General features: G+C 64.5%; 30 protein-coding genes. 24 read left to right on the forward strand and 6 right to left on the reverse strand.

Annotation, left to right across the window (positions count from 1 at the left end; all coding sequences use genetic code 11):
* Nucleotides 1–152 precede the first annotated feature (152 nt).
* On the forward strand, nt 153–1,388 hold the full coding sequence (gene rlmN / locus CK222_RS05160) for a 23S rRNA (adenine(2503)-C(2))-methyltransferase RlmN (protein WP_095799626.1): 1,236 nt from the start codon (nt 153–155) through the stop codon (nt 1,386–1,388).
* Nucleotides 1,385–1,852 carry a hypothetical protein gene (locus CK222_RS05165; protein WP_095799627.1) on the forward strand — a complete coding sequence of 156 codons (468 nt, stop codon included), beginning with the start codon at nt 1,385–1,387 and terminating at the stop codon, nt 1,850–1,852. Before rlmN ends, CK222_RS05165 begins: the two co-directional genes overlap by 4 nt.
* Nucleotides 1,853–1,866: 14 nt before the next feature.
* Here CK222_RS05165 and CK222_RS05170 read toward each other — a convergent pair whose 3' ends face one another.
* Nucleotides 1,867–2,508 (reverse strand): LysE family translocator, encoded by a 642-nt coding sequence (locus CK222_RS05170; protein WP_095799628.1) that lies wholly within the window; start codon nt 2,506–2,508, stop codon nt 1,867–1,869.
* Nucleotides 2,509–2,688: 180 nt separating this feature from the next.
* Between CK222_RS05170 and CK222_RS05175 the strand changes: the two genes are divergently transcribed.
* On the forward strand, nt 2,689–3,912 hold the full coding sequence (locus CK222_RS05175) for an argininosuccinate synthase (protein WP_095799629.1): 1,224 nt from the start codon (nt 2,689–2,691) through the stop codon (nt 3,910–3,912).
* Nucleotides 3,913–4,078: 166 nt separating this feature from the next.
* On the forward strand, nt 4,079–4,666 hold the full coding sequence (locus CK222_RS05180) for a hypothetical protein (protein ID WP_176477572.1): 588 nt from the start codon (nt 4,079–4,081) through the stop codon (nt 4,664–4,666).
* A 113-nt stretch (nt 4,667–4,779) separates the two neighbouring features.
* On the opposite strand, the gene CK222_RS05185 is transcribed toward CK222_RS05180, so the two are convergent.
* Nucleotides 4,780–5,577, reverse strand: coding sequence for a lytic transglycosylase domain-containing protein (locus CK222_RS05185; RefSeq protein WP_066991813.1), 798 nt, complete (start codon nt 5,575–5,577; stop codon nt 4,780–4,782).
* A 103-nt stretch (nt 5,578–5,680) separates the two neighbouring features.
* On the opposite strand from CK222_RS05185, the gene CK222_RS32175 reads away from it, so the two are divergent.
* The 3 genes from CK222_RS32175 to CK222_RS05200 all read left to right on the forward strand — a co-directional run bounded on the left by CK222_RS32175 (nt 5,681) and on the right by CK222_RS05200 (nt 7,811).
* Nucleotides 5,681–6,043, forward strand: a complete 363-nt coding sequence (locus tag CK222_RS32175; RefSeq protein WP_176477573.1) for a hypothetical protein — start codon at nt 5,681–5,683, stop codon at nt 6,041–6,043.
* Between the two features lie 3 nt (nt 6,044–6,046).
* A complete protein-coding gene (locus CK222_RS05195) occupies nt 6,047–7,141 on the forward strand; it encodes a putative zinc-binding metallopeptidase (protein ID WP_095799630.1) in 1,095 nt (364 codons plus the stop codon).
* A 64-nt stretch (nt 7,142–7,205) separates the two neighbouring features.
* On the forward strand, nt 7,206–7,811 hold the full coding sequence (locus tag CK222_RS05200; protein ID WP_066991818.1) for a DUF1236 domain-containing protein: 606 nt from the start codon (nt 7,206–7,208) through the stop codon (nt 7,809–7,811).
* A gap of 181 nt (nt 7,812–7,992) precedes the next feature.
* Here CK222_RS05200 and CK222_RS05205 read toward each other — a convergent pair whose 3' ends face one another.
* Nucleotides 7,993–8,931: a tyrosine recombinase XerC gene (locus CK222_RS05205; RefSeq protein ID WP_095799631.1), complete on the reverse strand. Its 939-nt coding sequence runs from the start codon at nt 8,929–8,931 to the stop codon at nt 7,993–7,995.
* A gap of 98 nt (nt 8,932–9,029) precedes the next feature.
* Between CK222_RS05205 and rimM the strand changes: the two genes are divergently transcribed.
* Together rimM and trmD are read left to right on the forward strand one after the other, a co-directional pair.
* Nucleotides 9,030–9,626, forward strand: a complete 597-nt coding sequence (gene rimM / locus CK222_RS05210; RefSeq protein WP_066991935.1) for a ribosome maturation factor RimM — start codon at nt 9,030–9,032, stop codon at nt 9,624–9,626.
* The gene (gene trmD, locus CK222_RS05215; protein ID WP_095799632.1) at nt 9,623–10,324 is read left to right on the forward strand and encodes a tRNA (guanosine(37)-N1)-methyltransferase TrmD; all 702 of its coding nucleotides are present in this window, start codon (nt 9,623–9,625) and stop codon (nt 10,322–10,324) included. The genes rimM and trmD overlap by 4 nt, the downstream gene beginning before the upstream one ends.
* Here the strand turns inward: trmD and CK222_RS05220 are convergent.
* Nucleotides 10,306–11,058 (reverse strand): sulfite exporter TauE/SafE family protein, encoded by a 753-nt coding sequence (locus CK222_RS05220; protein ID WP_095799633.1) that lies wholly within the window; start codon nt 11,056–11,058, stop codon nt 10,306–10,308. The two genes, trmD and CK222_RS05220, sit on opposite strands and share 19 nt — an antisense overlap.
* 322 nt (nt 11,059–11,380) lie before the next feature.
* On the opposite strand from CK222_RS05220, the gene rplS reads away from it, so the two are divergent.
* The 6 genes from rplS (at nt 11,381) to leuC (ending at nt 16,503) form a co-directional block, all read left to right on the forward strand.
* On the forward strand, nt 11,381–11,899 hold the full coding sequence (rplS, locus tag CK222_RS05225) for a 50S ribosomal protein L19 (protein ID WP_095799634.1): 519 nt from the start codon (nt 11,381–11,383) through the stop codon (nt 11,897–11,899).
* Nucleotides 11,900–11,913: 14 nt separating this feature from the next.
* Nucleotides 11,914–12,180, forward strand: a complete 267-nt coding sequence (locus tag CK222_RS32180; RefSeq protein ID WP_176477574.1) for a hypothetical protein — start codon at nt 11,914–11,916, stop codon at nt 12,178–12,180.
* 63 nt (nt 12,181–12,243) lie between these two features.
* Complete coding sequence (locus tag CK222_RS05235) at nt 12,244–13,041, forward strand: transporter substrate-binding domain-containing protein (protein WP_095782807.1); 798 nt, start codon at nt 12,244–12,246, stop codon at nt 13,039–13,041.
* A gap of 266 nt (nt 13,042–13,307) precedes the next feature.
* Complete coding sequence (locus CK222_RS05245) at nt 13,308–14,120, forward strand: amino acid ABC transporter permease (protein WP_095799636.1); 813 nt, start codon at nt 13,308–13,310, stop codon at nt 14,118–14,120.
* 57 nt (nt 14,121–14,177) lie between these two features.
* A complete protein-coding gene (locus CK222_RS05250; RefSeq protein ID WP_095799637.1) occupies nt 14,178–14,813 on the forward strand; it encodes a class I SAM-dependent methyltransferase in 636 nt (211 codons plus the stop codon).
* A gap of 280 nt (nt 14,814–15,093) precedes the next feature.
* Nucleotides 15,094–16,503, forward strand: a complete 1,410-nt coding sequence (gene leuC, locus CK222_RS05260; RefSeq protein WP_066991840.1) for a 3-isopropylmalate dehydratase large subunit — start codon at nt 15,094–15,096, stop codon at nt 16,501–16,503.
* Between the two features lie 60 nt (nt 16,504–16,563).
* On the opposite strand, the gene CK222_RS05265 is transcribed toward leuC, so the two are convergent.
* Complete coding sequence (locus CK222_RS05265; RefSeq protein ID WP_066991843.1) at nt 16,564–16,878, reverse strand: hypothetical protein; 315 nt, start codon at nt 16,876–16,878, stop codon at nt 16,564–16,566.
* 126 nt (nt 16,879–17,004) lie between these two features.
* Between CK222_RS05265 and CK222_RS05270 the strand changes: the two genes are divergently transcribed.
* Together CK222_RS05270 and CK222_RS05275 are read left to right on the forward strand one after the other, a co-directional pair.
* The gene (locus CK222_RS05270; RefSeq protein WP_067322920.1) at nt 17,005–18,198 is read left to right on the forward strand and encodes a GGDEF domain-containing protein; all 1,194 of its coding nucleotides are present in this window, start codon (nt 17,005–17,007) and stop codon (nt 18,196–18,198) included.
* Nucleotides 18,199–18,313: 115 nt separating this feature from the next.
* A complete protein-coding gene (locus CK222_RS05275; protein WP_095799638.1) occupies nt 18,314–19,513 on the forward strand; it encodes a GGDEF domain-containing protein in 1,200 nt (399 codons plus the stop codon).
* Here the strand turns inward: CK222_RS05275 and CK222_RS05280 are convergent.
* A complete protein-coding gene (locus CK222_RS05280; protein ID WP_095799639.1) occupies nt 19,497–19,850 on the reverse strand; it encodes a hypothetical protein in 354 nt (117 codons plus the stop codon). The genes CK222_RS05275 and CK222_RS05280 overlap by 17 nt on opposite strands.
* 516 nt (nt 19,851–20,366) lie before the next feature.
* On the opposite strand from CK222_RS05280, the gene CK222_RS33510 reads away from it, so the two are divergent.
* The 7 genes from CK222_RS33510 (at nt 20,367) to CK222_RS05315 (ending at nt 25,581) form a co-directional block, all read left to right on the forward strand.
* On the forward strand, nt 20,367–20,561 hold the full coding sequence (locus tag CK222_RS33510) for a hypothetical protein (protein ID WP_336619659.1): 195 nt from the start codon (nt 20,367–20,369) through the stop codon (nt 20,559–20,561).
* A gap of 223 nt (nt 20,562–20,784) precedes the next feature.
* Nucleotides 20,785–21,207, forward strand: coding sequence for a succinate dehydrogenase, cytochrome b556 subunit (gene sdhC, locus CK222_RS05290; RefSeq protein WP_067322933.1), 423 nt, complete (start codon nt 20,785–20,787; stop codon nt 21,205–21,207).
* Nucleotides 21,207–21,602 carry a succinate dehydrogenase, hydrophobic membrane anchor protein gene (gene sdhD, locus CK222_RS05295; RefSeq protein ID WP_095799641.1) on the forward strand — a complete coding sequence of 132 codons (396 nt, stop codon included), beginning with the start codon at nt 21,207–21,209 and terminating at the stop codon, nt 21,600–21,602. The genes sdhC and sdhD overlap by 1 nt, the downstream gene beginning before the upstream one ends.
* A 4-nt stretch (nt 21,603–21,606) precedes the next feature.
* Complete coding sequence (gene sdhA / locus CK222_RS05300) at nt 21,607–23,442, forward strand: succinate dehydrogenase flavoprotein subunit (RefSeq protein WP_095799642.1); 1,836 nt, start codon at nt 21,607–21,609, stop codon at nt 23,440–23,442.
* Nucleotide 23,443: 1 nt separating this feature from the next.
* Nucleotides 23,444–23,878 (forward strand): DUF3052 family protein, encoded by a 435-nt coding sequence (locus tag CK222_RS05305; RefSeq protein ID WP_095799643.1) that lies wholly within the window; start codon nt 23,444–23,446, stop codon nt 23,876–23,878.
* Entirely contained in the window at nt 23,878–24,657 is a 780-nt protein-coding gene (locus CK222_RS05310) for a succinate dehydrogenase iron-sulfur subunit (protein WP_066991866.1), read from the forward strand. The genes CK222_RS05305 and CK222_RS05310 overlap by 1 nt, the downstream gene beginning before the upstream one ends.
* A 294-nt stretch (nt 24,658–24,951) precedes the next feature.
* The gene (locus CK222_RS05315; RefSeq protein WP_095782700.1) at nt 24,952–25,581 is read left to right on the forward strand and encodes a DUF480 domain-containing protein; all 630 of its coding nucleotides are present in this window, start codon (nt 24,952–24,954) and stop codon (nt 25,579–25,581) included.
* The last annotated feature ends 37 nt before the right edge of the window (nt 25,582–25,618 follow it).

The raw sequence follows: 25,618 nt of genomic DNA on the forward strand, positions 1-25,618 counted from the left end.
CAACACGAATATGTGATCTCAGCCGGGGCGGGAATAGCGACACCGGCCGCCTGTGCCGCCGACATGACTCCGGTCGCAAGCTGTGCTATGCGCGCGTTTCATTTCAGGCACGATGCTGAAATCGGCCGCAAACCGCTTATATTGGCGCAACCATGACCCTTTCATTCGATCTGACCGCCGAAGACGCCCGCGACGCCTTGCGCGCCCGCGCCACGCCGGCCGAAAAGCCGTCGCTGATCGGCCTGACGCGTGGCGAGCTTGGCGCCGCTCTGGTTGAGGCCGGCATCGTGCCGGAGCGCCAGGCGAAGATGCGCGCCCAGCAGCTCTGGCACTGGATGTATGTGCGCGGGGTCTCCGACTTCGCCCATATGTTCAACATCTCCAAGGATCTGCGCGCCGAGCTCGACAAGCATTTCACCGTCGCGCGGCCCGAGATCGTCGAGGAGCAGATCTCTTCCGACGGCACGCGCAAATGGCTGTTTCGCTTTCCGCCGCGCGGCGCCGGCCGTCCGGTCGAGATCGAGACCGTTTATATTCCGGAGGAAGGCCGCGGCACGCTCTGCATCTCCTCGCAGGTCGGCTGCACGCTGACCTGCTCCTTCTGCCACACCGGCACGCAGAAGCTGGTGCGCAACCTGACGACGGAAGAGATCCTGGCGCAGCTGCTTACCGCGCGCGACCGCCTCGGTGACTTCCCCGACCGCGACACGCCGGACGGCGCCATCGTGCCGGCCGAGGGCCGCAAGGTATCCAACATCGTCATGATGGGCATGGGCGAGCCGCTCTACAATTTCGAGGCGGTGAAGAAGGCGCTGCTGATCGCTTCCGACGGCGACGGACTTTCCCTATCGAAAAGACGCATCACGCTGTCGACCTCGGGGGTCGTGCCGGAGATTGCCCGCACCGGCGAGGAGATCGGCGTTATGCTGGCGATCTCGCTGCATGCCACCAATGACGACCTGCGCGACCTGCTGGTGCCGATCAACAAGAAGTATCCGCTGAAGGAGCTGATCGCTGCCTGCCGCGCCTATCCGGGTCTCTCCAACGCCCGCCGCATCACCTTCGAATATGTGATGCTGAAGGACGTCAACGATTCCCTCGAGGACGCCAAGGCGCTGGTCAAGCTGCTCAAGGGCATTCCGGCCAAGATCAACCTGATCCCGTTCAACCCGTGGCCCGGCACCAACTACCAGTGCTCGGACTGGGAGACGATCGAGAAGTTCGCCGACTACATCAACAGTGCCGGCTATGCCTCACCGATCCGCACGCCGCGTGGCCGCGACATTCTCGCCGCATGCGGCCAGCTCAAGTCGGAATCGGAACGCATGCGCAAGGTGGACCGGCTGGCGCTTGAAGCGATGATGATCGCGGGACACGGCGAGGCGTGAGGCGTATCATCGCCTATCTCGTCCGCTTCGCCGCCATCCTGATCGGCTATGTGATCGCCTCGCTGGCGGCGAGCGCTTTCCTCAACGTGCTGTTCCTCGGCTATTTCGGCGATGCGCCGGAGCCCGGAAATCCGACGATCGCGCCCGCGCTCTATTTTTCGGTGCCTTTCCTGGCACTGTTCGTCGCCTATTTCGGCTTCATGCCGGCAGCGATCGTCATCCTGATCGCGGAAGTGCTCGGCCGCCGCGACTGGCTGTTCTATGCGCTGGGCGGCGCCGTCATCGCCGTCGTCTTCCTCGGCTTCGCGCATAACATCGGCGACGGCGATTTCGATGTCGCCGACAACAATGTCAGGCTCGCGCTGATCGGCAGCGGCATGGTCGGCGGCATCTTCTATTGGCTCTCTGCCGGCCGCTGGGCCGGAAGCTGGCGCCGCGAGGCGCTGCCCGATCTGGAGCCCTGAGCTCGGCGCGGGCTTTACTTCGCCTGTGCCGTCAGGATCTTGAGCGCGAAGGCCGAGAACACGCCGCCGAACAGATAATCGACCACGCGCGTGACGCGCGGGCTCGCCTTCATCGCCGCCGCGAATTTCTCCGCCGCGAGCACCATCGGCGCCGTCACCGGGATCGACAGCACGATGAATGTGATGCCGAGGAAGAACAGCTTGCCGGGTGCGTTCGGGTCATGCGCGGAGACGAATTGCGGCAGGAACGTCATGAAGAACAGGATGATCTTCGGGTTGAGGAGATTGACCCCGAGCCCGGCCGCCCAGCTGCGGAACAGCGAGATTTGCGGTCCCGTCTTCTTCTCCGGCGAAAAGGCCGAGCCTTTGGCCACCGCCTGCCAGGCTAAAAACACCAGATAGCCGGCGCCGAAAATCTTCAGCGCAAAGAAAGCCATGGGAGAGGCCACGATCAGCGCCGAGACGCCGACCACCACCAGCGTGGTGTGGACCAACGTGCCGCATAGCGCGCCTGCCATCGAGGCGAAGCCGGTGGCGCGGCCCTGGCTCAGCGTGCGCGACACGAACAGCGTCATGTCGGGTCCCGGCGTGATCGCCAGGATGACCGTGGCGATGGCGAACTGGATGAGCGTCGAAGTGTCGGGAATGAAGGACATGGGTCGCCTCGGAGTGGATCGCGCAGCTCTATAACGCGGCGATTTTTGCGTCGCCAGCGTCTGCCCAGGCAAACATCTGGCCCAGCCTGTGCCATCGGCGGGCATCTGTTCGTCTCTTGCGCCGCCCGGAACGGCCGTGATACCTCGCCCGCGAAGCCATCTTCCCGCGGAACCGCCAAAATGTCCAAGACCAAAGACGTCAAGAAAGTCGTGCTCGCCTATTCCGGCGGCCTCGACACCTCCATCATCTTGAAATGGCTGCAGACCGAGCTCGGCGCCGAAGTCGTCACCTTCACCGCCGATCTCGGCCAGGGCGGCGAGCTGGAGCCGGCGCGCCGCAAGGCCGAGATGATGGGCATCAAGGACATCCGCATCGTCGACGTGCGCGAGGAATTCGTTTCGGACTTCGTCTTCCCGATGTTCCGCGCCAACGCCGTCTATGAAGGTACATATCTGCTCGGCACTTCGATCGCCCGGCCGCTGATCTCCAAGCACCTGGTCGAGATCGCCAAAGAAACCGGTGCCGACGCCATCGCGCATGGCGCCACCGGCAAGGGCAACGACCAGGTCCGCTTCGAACTTTCGGCTTACGCGCTGAACCCCGACATCAAAGTCATCGCGCCGTGGCGGGACTGGTCGTTCAAGTCGCGCACCGATCTCATCAACTTCGCCGAGCAGCACCAGATCCCGGTGCCGAAGGACAAGCGCGGCGATGCGCCGTTCTCGGTCGACGCCAACCTTTTGCATTCCTCCTCGGAAGGCAAGGTGCTCGAGGATCCGTGGAGCGAACCGCCGGAATTCGTCCACCAGCGCACCGTCTCGCCGATGGACGCGCCGGACGTCGTCACCGAGATCGAGATCGAGTTCCTGAAGGGCGATCCGATCGCGCTCAACGGCAAGAAGCTGTCGCCGGCTACCATGCTGGCGGCGCTCAACGACCTCGGCCGCGACAACGGCATCGGTCGCCTAGACCTTGTCGAAAACCGTTTCGTCGGCATGAAGTCGCGCGGCGTCTACGAAACCCCCGGCGGCACCATCCTGATCGCCGCCCACCGGGCGATCGAATCGATCACGCTCGACCGCGGTGCCGGGCACCTCAAGGACGAGTTCATGCCGCGCTATGCCGAGCTGATCTACAACGGCTTCTGGTTCTCGCCCGAGCGCGTGATGCTGCAGGCAATGATCGACAAGAGCCAGGAAGACGTCGAAGGCGCGGTGCGGCTGAAGCTCTACAAGGGCAATGTCATCGTCACCGGCCGCAAGTCGAAGAAGACGCTCTATTCCGATGCGCTGGTCACCTTCGAGGATGATCGCGGCGCCTACGACCAGAAGGACGCCGCCGGCTTCATCCGTCTCAATGCGCTGCGGTTGCGGACGCTGGCGGCAAGGAACCGCGAAACATGATTTCCGAACGTCGAAAGTTGAGATGAGCGGGAAAAACCCGGCGGGGATGCCGGGTTTTATTTCGCGTATCTGATCTAAGAAAAGTTCAGACTACTTCAGAGAAATTATCGTTTGACCTTTCCGCCGCTCCAATTAAGTTCGCCAGCGGGATGCGGGGGTTTTGACAGTGAAAAGTAGTATTTCTTTTCTGGTCGCGACGGCGTTGACCTTGATGACGTGCGGGTCCTCGCAAGCAGCCACGAAGCAGGCGTCTGCGGCTAATTTGGACGGGTGCATCTCCGCTGTCCATCTATGGAGCATCACGTTCAAGCACGAAATCGCCTCCTTCATGGGCGTCTCGCAGGAGCGCATGCCGGCCTTGTTCTGCCAGCGCATAGCCGAGGGGATACGCAGCGGCCGCATCAGCTACTCCGACATAAACAGGCTGCAGCTCGACCAACCGACCGAAATCTGGTTGGTCATCAAGGGCAAGTCCAAGGCGGCTGCTGCGGCCACAACGGCGCCGCGGAACTCTAAATTCCGTACCTGCTCAAATGTTATCACCGGCTCCTTCGAGGTTGCCGCTTCCGAGAAATGCCCCTTAGGCGGCAGCTACTCGCAAGCTGCCGGAGTCCCGACGGTGATCGAGGACAGGCCAAAGGCGGCTCCTTCAGCGCCGCGGAACCCCAAATTCCGTACCTGCAACGGCACTACCGGTACCTTCCAGATTCCCGTTTCCCGGAAATGTCCATTGAGCGGCTACGCGAACGATTGAGAGTTAGGTGATGAGATCGAACCTGGTCGTTCCGGGTGGTTGGGTTTTGATCCTTGCTCCGTAACAAAAAGCCCGGCGCAGGCCGGGCTTCTCGTTGGAATGGAGATATTGCATCAGTTGGCGTCGATCGCCTCGGCGATGCGGGCGATGGCCTGCTGGTAGACGCTTGCCGAATTCCAGCCGGCGATGGCGCCCATATTCGCCTCATATCCCGCGCCGGCCTGCCAGCCATGGGCTTTGAGGAAGTTGGCGGTGGAAGCCAGCGCGGTGTTCCTGTCGCGCAGATTTCCGTTGCCGACGCCATACTTCAGAACATTTCCGGGCAGGAACTGCGTATGGCCGATCTCGCCATGCATGGCGCCGACCGAGGAGGCGGTCAGCGCGCCGCGATCGACCAGCTTCAGGGCGGCGATGGCATGGGGGGTGAAATAGTCCGGGCGGCGGCAATCATAGGCCAGCGTCAGAATGGCGGAGACCGTGTTCTGGTTGCCCATCGACGCGCCGAAGCCAGTCTCCATGCCCCAGATCGCAAGCAGGACGCCCGGCGGCACGCCGTAAGTCTGTTCGATCCTGTCGAACATCGCCGCGTTCTGCTTCTTCAACGCACGGCCCTTGGAAATAATCGCGGCCCCGCCACGACGCTGCATGAACGCTTCCACCGAGCCGCTGAAAGCCTTGTGGATCGCGCGGTCGGCAGCGATCGTCCTTGTCGCGTAAGTCGCGCCGGCCAACGCGGACAGACCCCTCTGGCCCACGCCCTCGGCTTGTGCTTCCGCGGCAAATTGCTGTTTCCATGCGTCGAAGCCGGCGCCGTTCTTGCCGCAGCTGGCCGCGGCCTGCGCGCCTGTCGCCAGCCCGAAAGCCGCCACAACGGCGGCCATGAAAATCCTTCCCTTGGCAAAAAATGCCATATCGTTCTCCTGGTTGCCTGAATCACGTCCCGGCTGCAAATCTGCCAGTGAAGCGCCCGGTTGTCACCGCCCGCGCGGGCTGCGCGGCGCTTGAAGCTGGCGAATGCCGGGGAATTTGCCCACGATCAAGCATAAATTATGGCGCAAGGATTTATTGTGGCGTGTCTTGAGGGAAGACGTCGATATTTGTGATCATTGGCGCAGGCTCGCCTATGCGGCTGCCCATCCCGGCTGTTCCGAAGCGCGCGCCACACTGATGCAGGCGGTAGCGGAGAAGATCTTCTTCGCCGGCGCGCATGTCGCCGGACCGCTCACCCAGGCTTTGTTACGGCGCGACATTGTCAGGCGAAAGCGTGGCCAGGCGGGGCGTCGCCCTGCTCGCGACGAAATAGAAACGGAACGACGGCCGGCGACGGGCGTTTGGGCGTTGCCCAACTTCGTTGACCTTTTTCCCGCGGTTCGATGACCGATGAAGCTGTTCGACTGCCCTCATTGCGGCCACCGTCTCTATTTCGAGAACGCGCAATGCCTGAACTGTTCAAGCCTGGTGCTTTACGATCCGGAGCGGGCGTGTTTCGTGCTTTGCGGCGGCGACGCCGTTCCATGCGGAAATGCCGACGAGTGCGCCTGCAACTGGCGGGCCGAGCCGGGCAGGATCTTCTGCCGCGCTTGCGCGCTCAACCAATTGATCCCCGACCTTTCGGTGGAGGGCAACCGCCGGCGCTGGATCCGCGTCGAGGCGGCCAAGAAACGCGCCGTCTATTCGCTGCTTGCCTTCGGCTTGCCGGTCGCGCCCAAGGTCGGACCGCAGGACGAGGCCGGGCTCGCTTTCGACTTCCTCGCCGATCCGATCGGCGGCGGACCAGGCGGCGAGCGCATCCTGACCGGCCACGACAACGGCAGGATCACCCTCAACGTCGCCGAGGCCGATTCCGCCGAGCGCGAGCGGCGGCGCGTCGAGATGGGCGAGAACTACCGCACCTTGCTCGGTCACTTCCGCCACGAGCTCGGCCATTATTACTGGGACCGGCTGATCCGCGACGATCCCGAGCGACTTTCGAGCTTTCGCGCTCTGTTCGGCGACGAGCGGGTTGACTACGAGCAAGCGCTGAAGGCCCACTACGCCAAGGGCGCGCCGCCGGACTGGGAGCAGCGCCACATCTCGGCCTATGCGGCGTCCCACCCCTGGGAAGACTGGGCCGAGACCTGGGCGCACCACCTGCACATCACGGACACGCTGGAGATGGTGCATGCGCTGAATTTTCCGCTCGGCCGGCTGGAGACGGTGGAAGCCAACAACCTGCCGCCTGGCGATACAGGGGGAGATCCGCTGCGGGAGCCCGCCGAACCCGATCCGGCGCCGGAACCGTTCGAAAGGATCCTCGGCCGCTGGCTGGTGCTGTCGGAGGCCTCCAATTCGATCAACCGCTGCATGGGTCTGCCCGACCTTTATCCCTTCGTCATTTCGGAGGTGACGGCGCAAAAACTGGCCTTCGTTCACCAGCTTTTGACCGACCTGCCCAAAACAAATGGAACAATTCGTGAGCAGGCGACGGCACTTTAGCCGGAACGCATAAGGTTCTGGTTCGTTTTCGAGCCCGAGGGAGCGTTGAGAACGGAGAGAAATCATGAAAAGTCTATTGTTTCCGGCACTTGCCGGTGCGCTGCTTGCCATGTCGGGCGCGGCGCTTGCCGACACGCCCGTGTCGGCAGTGACGGATCTGAATGTCCGCGCCGGCCCTGGCCCGCAATATCCCGTTATCGGCGTGCTGGCTGCCGGCCAGTCGGCGACGCTCAGAGGCTGCATCGAAGGCAGTAAATGGTGCACCATCGCCGAAGCCGGCGGCAAAGGTTGGGTTTATTCCGACTATGTGACTGCCGAATTCGGCGGCAGCCGTGTTGTGGTGACGCGCCGGCCGGCCGATGCCGGCATTGCCGTCGTGGCTCCGCCGACCGATGATATCTACACCACTGACACCTACACCGGCGCCATCGTTTCCGGCGATGACGCCATCGAGCCGATCGCCAGGCCGCCGGCCGAGGTCGGCACCTATGTCACCACGCACCGGGTCGAACCGGTCTATCTCGAGGGCGAAGTGGTGACCGGCGCGGTGCTGCCCGACACGGTCGAGCTGCGCGAGATCCCGGATTACAACTACCGCTATGTCTATGTGAACAACCAGCCGGCGCTGGTCGATCCGGGCACACGGCGCATCGTCTATGTGATGCGCTGACCTAGGGTATTCGAGAGGCGGCCGTCGGGAAACGGGCGGCCGACTTTCGAAGAATGTCAAGGTTGGGTCAGGCTACCTGCAGCTGCTCGACAGCCGCCGGTTTCGACCTACGATTTCAGGGGTTCGCTCCGCTCGTTGCTTCGCCTTGGACGAGGAGGGCAGGGTGGCTCCGTCAAACGCTTCACGCCCTTGGATGCGCCCGGTCGTAGATGTCGAGCAGCCTTGCCGTATCGACGCCGGTATAGACCTGGGTGGTCGACAGGCTGGCATGACCGAGCAGTTCCTGGATGGTGCGCAGGTCGCCGCCACGGCCGAGCAGATGCGTGGCGAAGGAATGGCGCAAGGCATGCGGCGTCGCGGTTTCCGGCAGGTTGAGGGCCGAGCGCAGCTTCGCCATCTCGCGCTGGACGATGGCCGGATTGAGCGGGCCGCCGCGAGCGCCGCGGAACAGCAGCTCTTTCGGATCGATGTGGAAGGGACACAGCCGCTGGTATTCGGCGACCGCCCTGAGCGCCACCGGCAGCACCGGCACCAGCCTTGTCTTGCCGCCCTTGCCGGTGATGCGCAGGACCGTGTCGGCCTCGGTGGCGAGATCGGCCCCGGTCAGGCCCAGCGCTTCCGAGATGCGCAGCCCGGAGCCGTAGAGCAGCGTCAGCACGGCGGCGTTGCGGGCGGCGATCCAGGGTTCTTCCGCCAGTTGGCCCTCGACAGTCACGACCTGCTTGGCATCGCTCGCCGTCAGCGGTTTCGGCAGCGATTTCGGCTGACGCGGCGCGCGCAGAGCGGCCGCACCCGCCGCGTTGACGAGGCCGCGCTTTTCGAGAAAGCGCAGCAGCGAACGGACGCCGGCCAGGCCGCGGCCGAGCGTGCGGGCGCCGGCGCCGCCGTTGCGGCGCGCGGCGAGGAAGCCGCGCAGGTCGGCCGGCCGCAGGTCGGCGATATCGGAGATGCCTGGCGGGCCGCCGCAATGCCCGGTCAGGAAATGCAGGAACTGGCGCGTGTCGCGCTCATAGGCTTCGACCGTTTCGGGCGACAGCCGGCGCTCGCGCGCCAGCATCTTGAGCCAGCTCTCGCGCGCCGCCTGGAGGTCGGGTTTTGCCGGGATGAGGAATTCCTGCATGCCGGCATTTTCGGGCAGTCAGGTTAGGAAGCGGTGAAGAGCCGATCATTGAAATGGCGGCTTCAGAGGGTTAGAGCAGGGCAAAGGAAGTGATGCCGATGTCGAAGCTCGAGAACCCTGTACAGATGGCCGTGATCGGCGCCGCGCACGGCATCAAGGGCGAGTTGCGGGTGAAAACCTTCACCGGCGATCCGCTGGCGCTGGCCGACTACGGGCCGCTGCATGCCAAGGATGGCCGAGCCTTCCAGATCCTCGACATCCGGCCGGCCGGCACGGTCGTGGTGGTGCGCTTCAAGGGCGTCAGCGACCGCAACACGGCCGAGGCGCTTGCCGGCACGGAGCTGTTCGTCGACCGTTCGGTGCTGCCGGACGACGGCGAGGAGGACGAGTTCTACCATGCCGACCTCATCGGCCTTGAGGTGAGGGACGATACCGGCGTCATCGGCAGGGTCGTCGCCGTGCATAATTTCGGCGGCGGCGACATACTCGACGTCACGCTCGCGGGCCGCAAGGGTGTGCTGATCCCGTTCACGCAAGCCGCGGTGCCGCATGTGTCGATCGCCGACGGCTTCGTTCAGGTCGATCCCCTGGCGGCGGGGCTGGTCGAGGACGAGGATAGCGAAGCCGCCGGGCGGCCCGGTTTCGACCCGAAGGGCCGGCCGCGCGGACCGAAGGACGCCGGGGGCAACCGGTGAGCTTTGCCGCCTCGGTGCTGACTCTCTATCCGGAGATGTTTCCGGGTGCGCTTGGGCTTTCGCTCGCCGGCCGGGCGCTGGAAGCCGGCACCTGGTCGCTGGAAGCGATCCAGATCCGCGATTTCGCCACTGACCGGCATCGCACCGTCGACGATACGCCGGCCGGCGGCGGCGCCGGCATGGTGATGCGCGCCGACGTGCTGGCCAGGGCCATCGATCACGTTTCGCCGCAGGGCGATGAACGTCCAAGGTTGCTGATGAGCCCGCGTGGAAAGCCGCTGACGCAGGCCAGGGTGCGCGAGCTCGCCGCCGGGCCGGGTGCCGTCATCCTGTGCGGCCGCTTCGAGGGCGTCGACCAGCGGCTGATCGAGGCGCGCGGCCTGGAAGAAGTCTCGATCGGCGATTTCATCCTTTCGGGCGGAGAGCCGGCCGCACTTGTGCTGCTCGATGCGGTGGTGCGGCTGCTACCCGGGGTGATGGGCAACGCCGTCTCGGGCGAGGAAGAAAGCTTTGAGAACGGCGTGCTCGAGCATCCGCATTACACGCGGCCGCAGGAGTTCGAGGGCAGGCAAATCCCCGAAGTGCTGACCTCCGGCAATCACAAGAAGATCGCCGCGTGGCGTCGCGCCGAGGCTGAGAAGCTGACGCGGGAGCGCCGGCCCGATCTGCTGGCCGGTGCTCAGCCCCTGGTAAAGTAATAAAAGGCCAGAAACAGGCCGACGGCGACGACGAAGCCGCGCACGACACCTTGCGGCACGCGCCTGGCGATCCACACCCCGGCATAGCCGCCCAGCGCCCCGCCGGGGATCATGACGATCGCCTGCGGCCAGGCGACGACGCCGCCCGAAACGAAAACCAGGATGGCGATCGCCGCGATGACCACCGCCAGCATGTTCTTCAACGCATTGAGCTTGTGGTAGTCGCCGGCCTGCGTCAGGCCGAGGGTGGCAAGCATCATCACGCCCATTCCGGCGCCGAAGAAACCGCCATAGACCGAGGTCAGCAATTGCGCCAGCGATCCGGCGAGCGAGCCGAGCGAGGCCTGGTGCTCCGGTCCGGCCGCCGGCTTCAGCCACGGACCGGCCGCGAACAGGGCGGTCGCGGCGATCAGCAGCCAGGGCACAAGCGCGCGGAAGGACGTGTTGGAGAGCGCCAGCAGAATGAGCGAACCGGCCAGCGCGCCAAAGCCGGATATCACGCAGAGCACAAGCGCTTGGCGCCAGAAATGCCTGATGTCGTTGATATAGGCGAGCGTCGAGGTGATGTAGCCCGGAAACTGTGTCACCGAGGACGTTGCGTTGGCGACGATCGGCGGCAGGCCGACCAGCGTCATGGCACCGAAGGTGACGAAAGTGCCGCCGCCGGCGACGGCGTTCACCGCGCCCGAGACAAAGCCTGCTAAGAAGAGCAGGACGGCATCGAAGAATGTCATCGAGGGAGGCCTGGGAAATAGCTTTCTCCGACTTAGAAAGCTTGCATGGCGCGCGCAACCCGGCACGGAGGCAATATGATGGGGCCATAGTTTTCAAAAATTAGGCGTCAAAGGCGTGACAAAGCGCCGAAATAGCTGTATGTCGCCGCCCGAACCGGAAGAACGATCTTCCGGACCCGTCAACAAATGGCGGTGTAGCCGTCCCTGTCCGATGCCCCCGATTTGAATGTCTGGGCAAAGGACATAGCCGAGCGGTCATTGGAACTGCAAGGCAAGTCGAGGACGCTCTGGCTGTCGGAAGAACAAGAAGTGGATATTTGAGATGGATCTCATCCGTCAGCTCGAGGCCGAGCAGGCCGCCAAGATCGAAGCCAAGCGCAAGCTGCCCGAATTCCAGCCTGGCGACACCGTGCGCGTCCAGGTGCGCGTCACCGAAGGCAGCCGCACCCGCGTCCAGGCCTATGAGGGCGTCGTCATCGCCCGTTCCGGCTCCGGCTTCCAGGAGAATTTCACCGTCCGCAAGATTTCCTACGGCGAAGGCGTCGAGCGCGTGTTCCCGGTCTACTCGCCGATGGTCGAAGGCGTCGAGATCGTGCGCCGTGGCAAGGTGCGCCGCGCCAAGCTCTATTACCTGCGCGGCCGTCGCGGCAAGTCGGCCCGCATTTCGGAAAACACCGGCGTGCGCGCCCGCAAGCTGAACGATGAAGAGCGTGATGCGCTGAACGCCGAACGCGCCCGCATCGAGGCCGAGAAGGTCGCCGCCGCCGAGGCGCTGGCTGCTGAGAAAGCCGCGCAGGACGCCGCCGACAAGAAGGCTGCGGAGTCTGCGTCGGCCGAATAAGGCGCTTCCGCAGATTGTTTTGGAAAGGCGGCTTCGGCCGCCTTTTTCGTTTGGATGTGCAAGCGGCGCTTGCCTGCAGCATGCCGCCGGAACGCGCCGAGCTGAAAGCCCTGCATGGCACGCTGACCCGGCTGGTCGCCGGGTTGCGCGAAGCGGTTGCGGATTGCGCGGATGGTCCGTCGCAGGCTGGGTTCGGGAAGCGTGCCGATCAGAGCATGGGAATCCGCTTTGGCGCTCATCGGTGCAGCGGATCGGCTTGCAAGGCGCTTGCGGAAAGCTAAAGTCGGCGCCGGTTTTTCTCTTGGGGCGAGCGTAGCGCCGCCAGTCACGTTCGGGAGTTCGTCATGATCAAGTCGAAACTGCTGCTGGCCGGCCTATTGGCCTGCCTTCTCGCGCCCGCTGCGGCGCTCGCCGACACGCTGCCCGATCTCGGCGGCAGAAAGGTCGTGGTGGTGACCGAAAACGCTTACCCGCCGCTGCAGTTCATCGACAAGAAGACCGGCAAGCAGATCGGCTGGGAATATGACGCGATGGATGAGATCGCCAAGCGGCTGAATTTCAAGGTTGAGTACCAGAACACCTCCTGGGACGCGATGATCCAGGCCGTTTCCGACAACCAGTACAATATCGGCATGACCGGCATCACCATCAAGGACGAGCGCAAGGCGAAGGTCGACTTCTCGGACCCTTACATGCGATCGGAACAGTTCATGCTGGTGCGCGGCGACGAGAGCCGCTTCACCGACGCCAAGAGCTTTGCCGCCTTCAAGGACGGGCTGATCGGCGCGCAAGCCGGCACGACGCCCTTCTACACCGCCGTCTACAGCGTGCTCGACGGCAATGAGCAGAACCCGCGCATAAAATTGTTCGAGACCTTCGGCGCCAGCGTGCAGGCGCTGAAGTCCGGCGATGTCGACGTGGTGCTGACGGACGGCACCGCCGGCAAGGGCTATGTCGACGCCTCCGAGGGCAAGCTGAAGCTGATCGGCGGGCCGCTCGGCAGTGAGGATTTCGGCTTCATCTTCCCCAAGGGCTCCGACCTGGTGAAGCCGGTCAACGCCGCGATCGCCGCGCTCAAGGCCGATGGCACGCTCGATGCGCTGAACAAGAAGTGGTTCCTCGACTACAAGATGGGGCAGTAGGCTCCTTTGCTGCGATTGATCGGCGACGGCGGCGGGCGGAAAACCGCGAAAGTCTCATTCCTTCCCACCCCCCTCTGTCCTACCGGACATCTCCCCCGCAAGGGGGGAGATTGGCTGTCGCCTTCGCTTTCGCAAATCGCCGACGTTGCAAGAAGAGCGCCGGCGACAAAGCTGCTGATCTTCCGTCCTGCGGGGGAGATGCCCGGCAGCGCAGAGGGGGCTGTGCCGGAACGCGGCCTTCGCAACGATGCTGGCGGCACATCCTGATGACCGCCACGACGTCCACCGCCAAATCCGAATTCCCCTGGTGGCTGGCCGCAGCGGCCGTCCTGGCGCTCGCCGCGGCGCTGGCCATCGCCGCCAGCGACCTTTACGCTGAGGTCTTCGCCACCGTCGCCAAGGGCATCGGCATCACCGTCTTCGTCACCGTGGTCGGCTTCGCGCTGGCCTCGGCGCTTGGACTCGGCATCGCGCTGATGGCCTTGTCGGGGTCGCAATGGCTGCGCCAGATCGCGCGCTTCTATGTCGAGATCATCCGCGGCGTGCCGATCCTGGTGCTGCTGTTCTGGATCGCTTTTGCCGGGGCGCCGGCATTCGTCGCGGCGTGGAACGCGCTGACGGCGCCGCTGCAGAGCGCCGGCTGGATCGGCGAGCTCCTGGTGCGCGACATCTCGCTTCTGTGGCGCGCCATCATGGCTCTGACCATCGGCTATTCGGCCTTCATCTCGGAAGTGTTCCGGGCCGGCATCCTGTCGGTCGAGAAGGGTCAGATCGAGGCGGCAAAGGCGCTCGGGCTGACGCGCGTGCAGCGCTTCCGGCTGATTGTCTTTCCGCAGGCGATCCGCACCATCCTGCCGCCGCTCGGCAACGATTTCGTCGCCATGGTCAAGGACTCCTCGCTGGTCTCGGTGCTGGGCGTTGCCGACATCACGCAGATCGGCAAGGTCTATGCCGCCGGCTCGTTCCGCTTCTTCGAGACCTATTCGATCGTCGCCTATATCTATCTGATCTTGACGGTCGGCCTGTCGCTGGCGCTGCGGGCGCTCGAGAAACGGCTGCGACGGCAGCATGAGCAATAGCCCCCGGGCCAAGAGCGCGCTACGCTTCCTGGGTTAGTAACGTCCAGGAGCTGACCCATGAATTTCGACAAGCCCAATGCGGCGCTGGATTCCGTCTATTCGGCCGAGACGCCGGAGGCGCTCGCCAAGGCCTATGCCGAATGGGCGGCGACCTATGACGGCGAGACCGCCTCGCTCGGCTATCTGCTGCCCTTCCTTATCACCGCCTGGGTGGCGCGGCATGTGCCGGCGGGCGAAGGCCCGCTGCTCGACGCCGGCTGCGGCACCGGCCTGTCCGGGCCGTCATTGAAAGCGCTGGGCTATGGCGACATCTGCGGTCTCGACCTTTCAGACGAAATGCTGAAGATCGCAGGCAGCCGCAATGCCTATGGCGAGCTGAAGAAGGCGATGCTCGGCGGTCCGCTGCCCTGGCCCGACAGTCATTTCCGCGCCTTCTTCTCGACCGGCGTCTTCACCATCGGCCACGCGCCGGCCGAGGGCCTGCACGAACTCGTGCGCATCACGAAGAGCGGCGGCCACGCCATCTTCACAGTGCGCGACCAGGTTTTTGAGAGCGGTGGCTTCCAGGCGGTGTTCGACGATCTCAGGCAGGCAAGGAAATGGCGGCTGGCCGAGGAAAGTCCGTGGTTTCGCTGCTATGCGATCGGCGACCCGGACGCGCTGGTGAAGACTTTCGTATTCGAGGTGCTGTGAGCGCGGCTTCCCCTTCTCCCACAAGGGGAGAAGGCAAAGCTACCGCAATTGCCGAAAAGCCAAAACGTTGATATGAGCAGCGCCATGGAAGAGCTTTTCAGCGATCCGGCCTATAAGGGTTTCGTGCTGCAGGACAGGAAGCGCCTGCCGTCGCGATTTGCCGCGCGCGTCTGCGGCGCGCTCACCAGCCGACTTAGCTGAGGCGACCGATCCGGTCGCTTCGCCGGTCGGAAGCCCCGGCGCCAGCTTTTGCCATTCTCATATCGACGGATTTACGCACATGAGCGCACCGCGCACCCTCTACGACAAGATATTCGACGACCATGTCGTCGACCGCCAGGACGACGGCACCTGCCTGCTCTATATCGACCGCCACCTCGTCCACGAGGTCACCAGCCCGCAGGCCTTCGAAGGCCTGCGCATGAGCGGCCGAGACGTTCGCCATCCTGAGAAGACGCTCGCCGTGGTCGACCACAACGTGCCGACCTCGCCCGAGCGCAAGTTCGGCATCAAGAACGAGGAAAGCCGCATCCAGGTCGAGGCGCTGGCCAAGAATGCCAAGGATTTCGGCATCGAATATTATTCGGAGAACGACGTCCGCCAGGGCATCGTCCACATCATCGGGCCGGAGCAAGGCTTCACGCTGCCCGGCATGACCATTGTCTGCGGCGACAGCCACACCTCCACGCACGGTGCGTTCGGCGCGCTGGCGCACGGCATCGGCACTTCGGAAGTCGAGCATGTGCTGGCGACGCAAACTTTGATCCAGCGCAAGGCCAAGAACATGCTGGTGCGCGTTGACGGCCAGCTTCCGGAAGGCGTCACCGCCAAGGACATCATCCTCGCCATCATCGGCGAGATCGGCACTGCCGGCGGCACCGGCTACGTCATCGAATATGCGGGCGAGGCGATCCGCTCGCTGTCGATGGAAGGTCGCATGACGATCTGCAACATGTCGATCGAAGGCGGTGCGCGCGCCGGCTTGATCGCGCCGGACGAGACCACCTTCGCCTATGTGAAGGACAAGCCGCGCGCGCCGAAGGGCGCCGCCTGGGACGCCGCGCTTGCCTACTGGAAGACGCTGCATTCCGACGAAGGTGCGCATTTCGACAAGGTGGTCGTGCTCGATGCGCAAAAACTGCCGCCGATCGTCTCCTGGGGCTCCTCGCCCGAGGATGTCGTCTCGGTGCAGGGTTTCGTGCCGAATCCGGCCGACATCGCCGACGAGAACAAGCGTTCCTCGAAGCTGCGCGCGCTCGACTATATGGGGCTGACGCCCGGAACCAAGATCACCGACATCACGCTCGACCGCGTCTTCATCGGGTCCTGCACCAATGGCCGCATCGAGGACCTGCGCGCCGCCGCCAAGGTTGTCGAGGGCAAGAAGGTCAATCCGCGCGTGAACGCCATGATCGTGCCGGGCTCCGGCCTGGTGAAGGAGCAGGCCGAAGCCGAAGGGCTCGACAAGATCTTCGTCGCCGCGGGCTTCGACTGGCGCGAGCCCGGCTGCTCGATGTGCCTGGCGATGAACGACGACCGGCTGAAGCCGCATGAGCGCTGCGCCTCGACTTCGAACCGCAATTTCGAGGGCCGGCAGGGTTTTAAGGGCCGCACCCATCTTGTCTCGCCGGCCATGGCGGCGGCGGCGGCAATCGCCGGCCATTTCGTCGATATCCGCGACTGGAAGTAACGGCCTGCCGCGGACGCGATCAAAGGCCCGGAGCGCACCGCGTTCCGGGCCTTTTGTCGCTCAGCGGTCGCCGAGCCGGATAATCTCGTGGAACTCCTCACGTCGGCCAGGCTCGTCGGCAGCGACGATCAGCGCCAGTTGCTGCTCGTCGAAAATCTTGAACCACTCGTCCCATTCGACCAGCTCGTAGCCGCCGGCGTTGGGAGGCCGCTCCGGGCGGTCGTCGTCCTCATAGGCGTTCTGGCCAAAAACCAGGCGCAGCATGGGTTGCGTGCCGGCCTCGGGCGAAATGTCGACAATGGCCGGAAATCCGGCGCGCGCCGCCGCCCAGGAACGGATCGCATCGTGCTCGGTCAGGGTGATTGTACCGGCCATCGGCGTTCTCCTGTTTTGTGTTGAGAACGCCGGTCTCCCGGAGCTGTTCCAAGCCGTCGCTTAACCGCTTGTTTGTGCTTCCCGACTAGCATCTCACCTTGGGTAACTTGGGGAAGTCACGGTCCGTTGGACACCGGTCTGCTCATAGCGCTGCTCAATCCGACGATAGCGCTGGCGCTCGGCGCTGCGTTCCTCGTGCTGTGGTTCTACCAGCGCCATCGTCCGTATCTGGCGGTGCTGGCGGCGAGCTACTGCCTGTCGGCGTCGGGTTTCCTGCTGCAATATTTCACGCTGCCGCTCGGCATCGTGGCGACCAAGCTGATCTCCAACATATGTTTCACGATAGCCGCCTGCTGCCTTTCCGGCGCGATCATCGCCCGCTACGGCCGGCGCGTGCCTTATTTCGGCATCGGGCTCATGGCCGGCGGCGGGCTCGCCGCCTTCGCATGGTTCATGTTCGTCGAGCCGGATCTTACCTGGCGCGTGCTCAGCATGAATTTCGGCTTCGGCGGCCTGAGCCTGCTCGTCGCCGCCGAGCTCAGGACAGTGCGCAACAATGGCCCTGAGAAAATCCTGGTCGCGCTGGCCCTGCTTTCCGCGCTGAATTTCACCGCCCGTACCCTGATCGTCGTCATCGCGCATGGACCGTTCCCAAGCTATGACGGCTTCTACGGCTCGTCCTACTGGACGACGGCGCTGCTCTCGCACGCGCTTTTGTCGCTTCTGATCGCGCTCTGCCTGTTCACGGCGGCCGCCCTCGACGTGCTGAAGGCACTGAAGGCCGAGACGCACACCGACCCGTTGTCCGGTCTTCTCAACCGCCGCGGCTTCGAAGACCGGGCAGCACTGCTGCTCGATCAATGCGCCAAGGCCGGGTTTCCCGTCGCGCTGGTGCTTGCCGACCTCGATCACTTCAAGGCGCTCAATGACCAGCACGGACATGAGGCGGGCGACCGAGTGATTGCCGACTTCGCTGCCAAGCTGCGCTTTGCCACGGGCGCGCGCGGGGCTGCGGGCCGCATCGGCGGCGAAGAGTTCGCCGTGCTCCTGCCGCTCAGCGATCTCGCCGCGGCGCGCCTTTTCGCCGAAGCGATCCGCACTTTCTATTCGGCCGGGGCCGTCGACGGCCTGCCGCCCGGCACCAGGGTGACAGCGAGCTTCGGCGTTGCGGCCCGCAGCGGCGCGGAAGGGCTGGCGCCGCTGATGCGGCGCGCCGACGAGGCGCTCTACAAGGCCAAGAGGAATGGCCGCGACAGCGTCCGCCTTTCCTACGAGCGCCCCGAAACCGCCTTCGTGCCCGAAGCGGTGAGCGTCGGCTGAAAATCGCAGGCTCCAGAGCACCTGACAACAGCCAACATCACTGCCCGAAGGCGACGGACGTTAACGTGTTTTTCGCCCGTCGATGGTTTTCTGCCCGGGGGGCTTCGAAGGGAACATGGGCAGCGCTGATTTCATCCTGGTGATCAATCTGCTCGTCGCCGGGCTGTTGGCCGCGGCCTTCGCGGCGATCGCCGTCCACGACGTCGGGCGTGTGTCGGCGCGCTGGCTGGCTTTCGGCTATTTGCTCGGCATGGCCTATTTTGCCATCGAGTTCAGTATCCCCGCTTTTGCCGATGCCCAGCTGCCGGTTGTCATGGCCTTCGCTGTCTTCCTCGGCGCAACCATCGCTTTCAACGGCGGGCTTGCCCACAAATATGGCGTGACGCCGCCCTGGGCGCCGATGCTGGTCTTCCTGGCCGTGGCCTCGGCCGCCGTCTATCTGGTGCAGGACCTGCCGCGATACTCGCTCACCCGCATGTTGGCCTATCAGCTTCCTTATGCGGCCATGCAGTGCACCGCGCTTGGCATCGTGCTGTCCTCCAGGCAGCGGCTCGAGCGGCTCGATCACCTCCTGATGCTCGTGCTCGCGGCAAGCGCCCTGCAGTTCGCATCAAAGCCTTTCATCGCCGGCGCGCTGGGCGGCTGGGGCGCCAATCCGCAATCCTATGTGCAGACGGGTTATGCACTGGTGTCGCAGTCGCTTGGCACCGTGTTCGGTCTGGCGCTGGCGCTGCTCGCGCTCGCCATCCTGGTGCGCGACGTGCTGGCCGAGGCGATGTCGAAATCGGAGACGGACACGCTGTCGCGGCTCCTCAACCGCGGCGGTTTCGAACGCCATGCCGAGTTGGCGTTGCGCGATGCGGTGCGCCGGGGCGTACCGGTGGCGCTGGTCATCGCCGACCTCGATCACTTCAAGAGGATCAACGACAGCTACGGGCATGCCTGCGGCGATCGTGTCATCGAGACCTTCGCAGGCCTGCTGCGCGAGGCGGCGGCCGAGCATCACGTCGCCGGCCGCATCGGCGGCGAGGAATTCGCCATCATCCTGCCCGGTACCAACCTTGCTGCCGCGCGATTGTTCGCGGAAGGCGCGCGCAGCGCGTTTGGCGGGCTGCCGATCGAAGGCCTGCCCGCCGATCATCGCTGCAGCGCGAGCTTCGGCGTCGCCGAGCTTGCCACGGATGAGGATTTTCCAGATCTGCTGCGGCGCGCCGACGAAGCGCTTTACGCGGCCAAGAATGCCGGCCGCGACTGCGTGCGCGTCTCGCTCGGGACCGCGCGCCGGCAGTTCCCGGCGGTCAGCGGCAGGGGCTGAGGTTGGGCATCTCGCCGTCGGAGAGGCCGTACATATAGGAACGGCCCTTGATGAAGACCGGCGGCTGGTAGCAGCCCGGGGCGCCGGCAGCGTCGGAATCGTAGATGACATCTGGCTGGCCGGCGCCGGTGAAGTTCGAGAGCTGCTTGGCGTGCCGGCCCTCGCCGACGATGATGCGCTTGTAGCCGGCGGCGCTGTCGATGACGAGATTGCCGAAGGAATCGGCATAGACGCGGTCATGATGGCGCAGGCCGGCTTCGGCCGGCACAGCAACGGCGGTGGCAAGTGCAGCCAGCGTCGCGACCGCCAGGCCTGCCCGCACTGAATTCGAACGCATGTCGCTCTCCCTTGGACGGTGCGACCCTCGGGATCGCCCTGCAAACGTCGTGCGAATCGGAAATTAACCCTTTCTTAACCTTTGTTAAGGGGCAGACAGGCTTCAGGAGGGGAACTTAATGAACATGGTTAATTTCGGCGCCTTGGCACCACTCCGTCCATCGCCCCGCCCCGGCCCAGGCGAGCTTGATCTTGGCGCATTGCGTGGCTAGCGTGCCGCGCGCGAAAGGGGCAGCACATGATGTTTGGCCGCGCGATTTGGGTGTCGCTCGTTGTTCCGCTGCTTCTTGCGGCTGCGGCCTGCGTGCCGCAGGACGGCGTGCCGAAGGCGGCGAATACTTTATCGCCAACAGTCTCGCCCGTTCCAACCAGCCAACCCGTCGCTCCCGGGGCCGGAGCTGCCGCAGCGCCCAAGACATCGGCAACAGCTTCGCCACCCGCAACCAAAATCACCACCGACTTGACCATGCCGCGAGCCGGCGTCGGAACGGCCACCTACAGATGCGGCGATGGCGGCATGATCACCATCCAAAATCTCGGCTCTTCGCTGCGCGTGCTCGGGCCGGATGGCTCGGCCGAAGTGTTTCCAGCGTCGCCCGCCAACCAGACCAGCCGCTACCAGGAAGCGGCGACACATGACGCAATCGTGATCGACGGTCGCGAGGCGCTGGTGATGAAAAAGGGGTCCACGCCGCAGAGCTGCAAAAGATAACGGATCTTATTGCACTGCAGCGACGTTGCGCCGGCTGCAGATCGGCCGCTAATCGATTGAAGCTGAATTTCCCCGTTTTGTCAGACTAAATGACGTTTCCAAAACGATTTTCCGGCTTTGACGCGGTGCAAAAAGCGCATTAGAAACCCGCTATCCGAGGCCCTATGTCGTGGCGGCAAAAGCCGCATCCTTCGCGGCTCAGGAACGCCGATCTGGGGGAGCCATGAGCAAATCACCAGCCACCCGCGCAATTGCCAGACGTGAACGGCCGCTTTCGCCGCACCTGACGATTTACAGGCCCCCGATCACGATGACGATGTCGATCATCCATCGCATCACCGGCGGCGCGCTCTATTTCGGTACGCTCCTGGTGGCGGCCTGGTTGATCGCTGCGTCGAGTTCGCAGGCTGCGTTCGACTGGGTCAACTGGGCCTTCGGCTCCTGGCTCGGCCGACTGGTCCTGTTCGGCTACACCTGGGCGCTGATGCACCACATGCTGGGCGGGTTGCGCCATCTCGTCTGGGACACCGGCGCCGGGCTCGAAAAACACACCGCCTCGAGGATCGCATGGGCAACGCTCGCCGGCTCGATCGTGCTGACGCTGCTGATCTGGATCGCGGGCTACATGGCGCGGGGGGCACTCTGATGACCGCAAAGAATTCGGACATGCGCACGCCGCTCGGGAGGGTTCGCGGCCTTGGTTCGGCCCGTGAGGGTACCGGCCATTTCTGGCGCCAGCGGCTGACGGCGGTGGCCAATATCCCGCTCATCCTGTTCTTCGTCGGCTTCCTGATCGCCCTCAACGGCCACGGCTATGCTGAAGTGCGGGCGTCGCTCGCGAACCCCTTCGTGGCGCTGGTGCTGTCGTTGGTGCTGATTTCCGCGCTCTACCACATGCGGATCGGCATGCAGGTCATCATCGAGGACTATGTGCATGGCGAGGGCATGAAGCTGGCGCTGATCGCCCTCAACACATTCTTCTCAATAGCAGTCGGCGTCGCCTCACTCTTCGCTCTGCTCAAACTCGCATTCGGAGGCTGACGTCTTGGCCAACGCAAACACAGCCAGCACGGCTTCGGCCTACACCTTTGTCGATCACAAATTCGATGTGGTGATCGTCGGCGCCGGCGGTGCCGGGTTGCGCGCCACGCTCGGCATGGCCGAGCAGGGGCTACGCACCGCCTGCATCACCAAGGTGTTCCCGACGCGCTCGCACACGGTCGCGGCGCAAGGCGGCATCGCCGCCTCGCTCTCCAACATGGGCCCCGATTCCTGGCAATGGCACATGTACGACACCGTCAAGGGCTCAGACTGGCTGGGCGACGTCGACGCCATGGAATACATGGTGCGCGAGGCGCCGGCCGCCGTCTATGAGCTCGAGCATTACGGCGTGCCATTCTCGCGCACCGAAGAGGGCAAGATCTATCAGCGGCCGTTCGGCGGCCACATGATGAATTATGGCGACGGCCCGCCGGTTCAGCGCACCTGCGCCGCCGCCGACCGCACCGGGCACGCCATCCTGCATACGCTCTACGGCCAGTCGCTGAAGAACAACGCGCAGTTCTTCATCGAGTATTTCGCGCTCGACCTGATCATGGAGCCGGGCGGCACATGCACCGGCGTGGTGGCGTGGAACCTCGACGACGGCACCATCCACCGCTTCTCGGCAAAGATGGTGGTGCTGGCGACCGGCGGCTATGGCCGCGCCTATTTCTCCGCCACCTCGGCGCATACCTGCACCGGCGACGGCGGCGGCATGGCCGCGCGGGCCGGGCTGCCGCTGCAGGACATGGAGTTCGTGCAGTTCCATCCGACCGGCATCTACGGCGCCGGCTGCCTGATCACCGAAGGCGCGCGCGGCGAGGGCGGCTATCTCGTCAATTCCGAGGGTGAGCGCTTCATGGAGCGCTACGCGCCGTCGGCCAAGGACCTCGCCTCGCGCGACGTGGTCTCGCGCTGCATGACGCTGGAGATCCGCGAGGGCCGCGGCGTCGGCAAGAACAAGGACCACATCTTCCTGCATCTCGACCATCTCGATCCGGCGGTGCTGCACGAGCGGCTGCCGGGCATCTCGGAATCGGCCAAGATCTTCGCCGGCGTCGACCTGACCAAGGAGCCGATCCCGGTGCTGCCGACGGTCCACTACAATATGGGCGGCGTGCCGACCAATTATTGGGGCGAGGCGCTCAACCCGAGCTTCGACAACCCCGACCGCGTGTCGCCCGGCCTGATGGCGGTGGGCGAAGCCGGCTGCGCCTCCGTGCATGGCGCCAACCGGCTCGGCTCCAACTCGCTGATCGATCTGGTCGTGTTCGGCCGCGCGGCCGCAATCCGCGCCGGCCAGGTGATCGATCGCAAGTCGGCGATTGCGTCGCCCAATCAGGAATCGGTCGACAAGATCATGGATCGCTTCGACAAGCTGCGCCACGCCAGCGGCTCGACCCCGACCGCGGCGCTGCGCGAAAAGATGCAGCGGGCGATGCAGGAAGACGCGGCGGTGTTCCGCACGCAGGAATCGCTGGAAAATGGCTGCAAGCGCGTTTCGCAGATCTGGAGCGAGCTCAAGGACGTCAAGGTCTTCGACCGCTCGATGATCTGGAACTCGGACCTGGTCGAGACGCTGGAGCTCGAAAACCTGATGGTCAATGCCATCGCCACGGTCTACGGCGCCGAGGCGCGCAAGGAGAGCCGCGGCGCGCATGCGCGAGAGGATTTCTCGGCGCGCGACGACGCCAACTGGCGCAAGCACACGCTGGCCCACGTCGGCGAGGACGGCAAGGTGACGCTTTCCTACCGCCCGGTGCACACCGACCCGCTGCTGGCGGAAAAGGACGGCGGCATCAGCCTGGCCAAGATCGCGCCAAAGGCCAGGGTCTACTGACATGGCATTGGCGGCCGCGGGATATTCCGGCACGCCCCTTGCGGCCAAGCTCGGCCTGAAGGACGGCATGGTCGCCGCCTTCATCGCGCTGCCGCCCGAGCTCGACGAGTTGGCTGGAGCCGTCGGGTTTGCCGAGGTCGATCGGCTGCCCTACTGGTCGGCGATCTCGGGCAACCGGAAATACGATGCCGTGCACGCTTTCACCCGGCAGCGCGCCGAGATCGAGGACGGCCTGGCCGGCATCGAGACGGCGATCAAGCGCGACGGCATGGTCTGGGTCTCCTGGCCGAAGAAGGCTTCGAACGTGCCGACCGACGTCACCGAGGACGTCATCCGCGCCGAGGCGCTCAAGCGCGACCTTGTCGACGTCAAGGTCGCGGCCGTCAACGATATCTGGTCCGGGCTGAAGCTCGTCATCCGAAAGGACCGCAGGTAATGGTCGAACTCACGCTACCCAAGAATTCGAAAGTCCAGCAGGGCAAGACCTGGCCGAAGCCGGAGGGCGCCACCAATCTGCGCGAATACCGCATCTACCGCTGGTCGCCGGACGACGACGAGAATCCGCGCATGGACACTTATTTCGTCGACATGGACGATTGCGGCCCGATGGTGCTCGACGCGCTGCTGTGGATCAAGAACAAGATCGACCCGACGCTGACGCTGCGCCGCTCCTGCCGCGAAGGCATTTGCGGGTCCTGCGCCATGAACATCGACGGCTCGAACACGCTCGCCTGCACCAAGGGCGCCGAAGACATTTCCGGCGCGGTGAAGATCTATCCGCTGCCGCATATGCCGGTGATCAAAGACCTCGTGCCCGACCTCACCAACTTCTATGCCCAGCATGCCTCGATCGAGCCCTGGCTGAAGACGGTCTCGCCGACGCCCGCCAAGGAATGGCTGCAAAGCCATGAAGACCGCGAGAAGCTCGATGGGCTCTATGAGTGCATCCTGTGCGCCTGCTGCTCGACCTCGTGCCCGAGCTACTGGTGGAACGGCGAGCGCTATCTCGGCCCGGCAACGCTGCTGCAGGCCTATCGCTGGCTGATCGATTCCCGCGATGAGGCGACCGGCGAGCGGCTCGATAACCTCGAGGATCCGTTCCGGCTCTATCGCTGTCACACCATCATGAACTGCGCGCAAACTTGCCCGAAGGGGCTCAATCCGGCGAAGGCGATCGCGGAGATCAAGAAGATGATGGTGGAGCGGCGCGTCTAGAGTTTAGCGGCTCAAGTTCGTACGCAGCGATTCTTCGCGTCCCCCTCTGGCCTGCCGGCCATCTCCCCCACGGGTGGGGAGATTGGCTGTCATCGCGGCTTTCGCCAATCGCCAACGTTGAAGGATGAGCGCCGTCGGCGAAGCTGCTGATCTCCCCCCAAGTGGGGGAGATGTCCGGCAGGACAGAGGGGGCGCTGTCCCGCCGACGTTCCGAAGGTTCTGCCTTGTCGCGGCGATCCGATTTCTGTCAAAATCGGTACCCGGAGAACCGACCTTATCGAAAAGCCAAACCCAATGACCGATCTCCCCGTCCTCTCTTCCGTCGAAGCCCGCGTGCTGGGCTCGCTGATCGAGAAGAAGGAGCTGACGCCGGACGTCTATCCGCTGACGCTGAACGGTGCGCATGCCGCGGCCAACCAGAAGACGGCGCGCGAGCCGGTGATGGCGCTGGAGCTGACCGACGTTAGGCGCGCGCTCAGCTCGCTCGAACAGAAGGGTCTGGTGCGCCAGGCTTTTGCTTCGCGGGTCGAGCGCTACGAACATCTGATGGCGCAGCGCTTTTCGCTGACCACGCCGCAGATCGCGATCGTCGGTCTGCTGCTCCTGCGCGGCGCACAGACGGCGCATGAGCTGCTCGCCCGTTCTGAGCGCATGGCGCGCTTCGGGTCGATCGAAGAGCTTCGCGACAATCTCGACCTCCTCATCGGCCGCCGGCCACCGCTCATTCTGCTGCTCGAACGTGCGCCCGGACAGCGCGAGGAGCGGTATGTGCATCTGCTCAGCGGTCCGGTGGAAGTATCAGCGGCCGCAGCGCCATGGGAACCGCCGGCGTCCTCCGACGCTTCCGATCTCGAAGCGCGGGTGCGGGCTCTGGAGGAAGAGGTTGCTTCGTTGCGGGCGAAGATCGAGGCGCTGGGCGGCTAGCGTGAGATGATGGCGGGACAGCGCCCCCCTCTGTCCT

Source organism: Mesorhizobium sp. WSM3866 (assembly GCF_002294795.1).
Classification (GTDB): Bacteria; Pseudomonadota; Alphaproteobacteria; order Rhizobiales; family Rhizobiaceae; genus Mesorhizobium.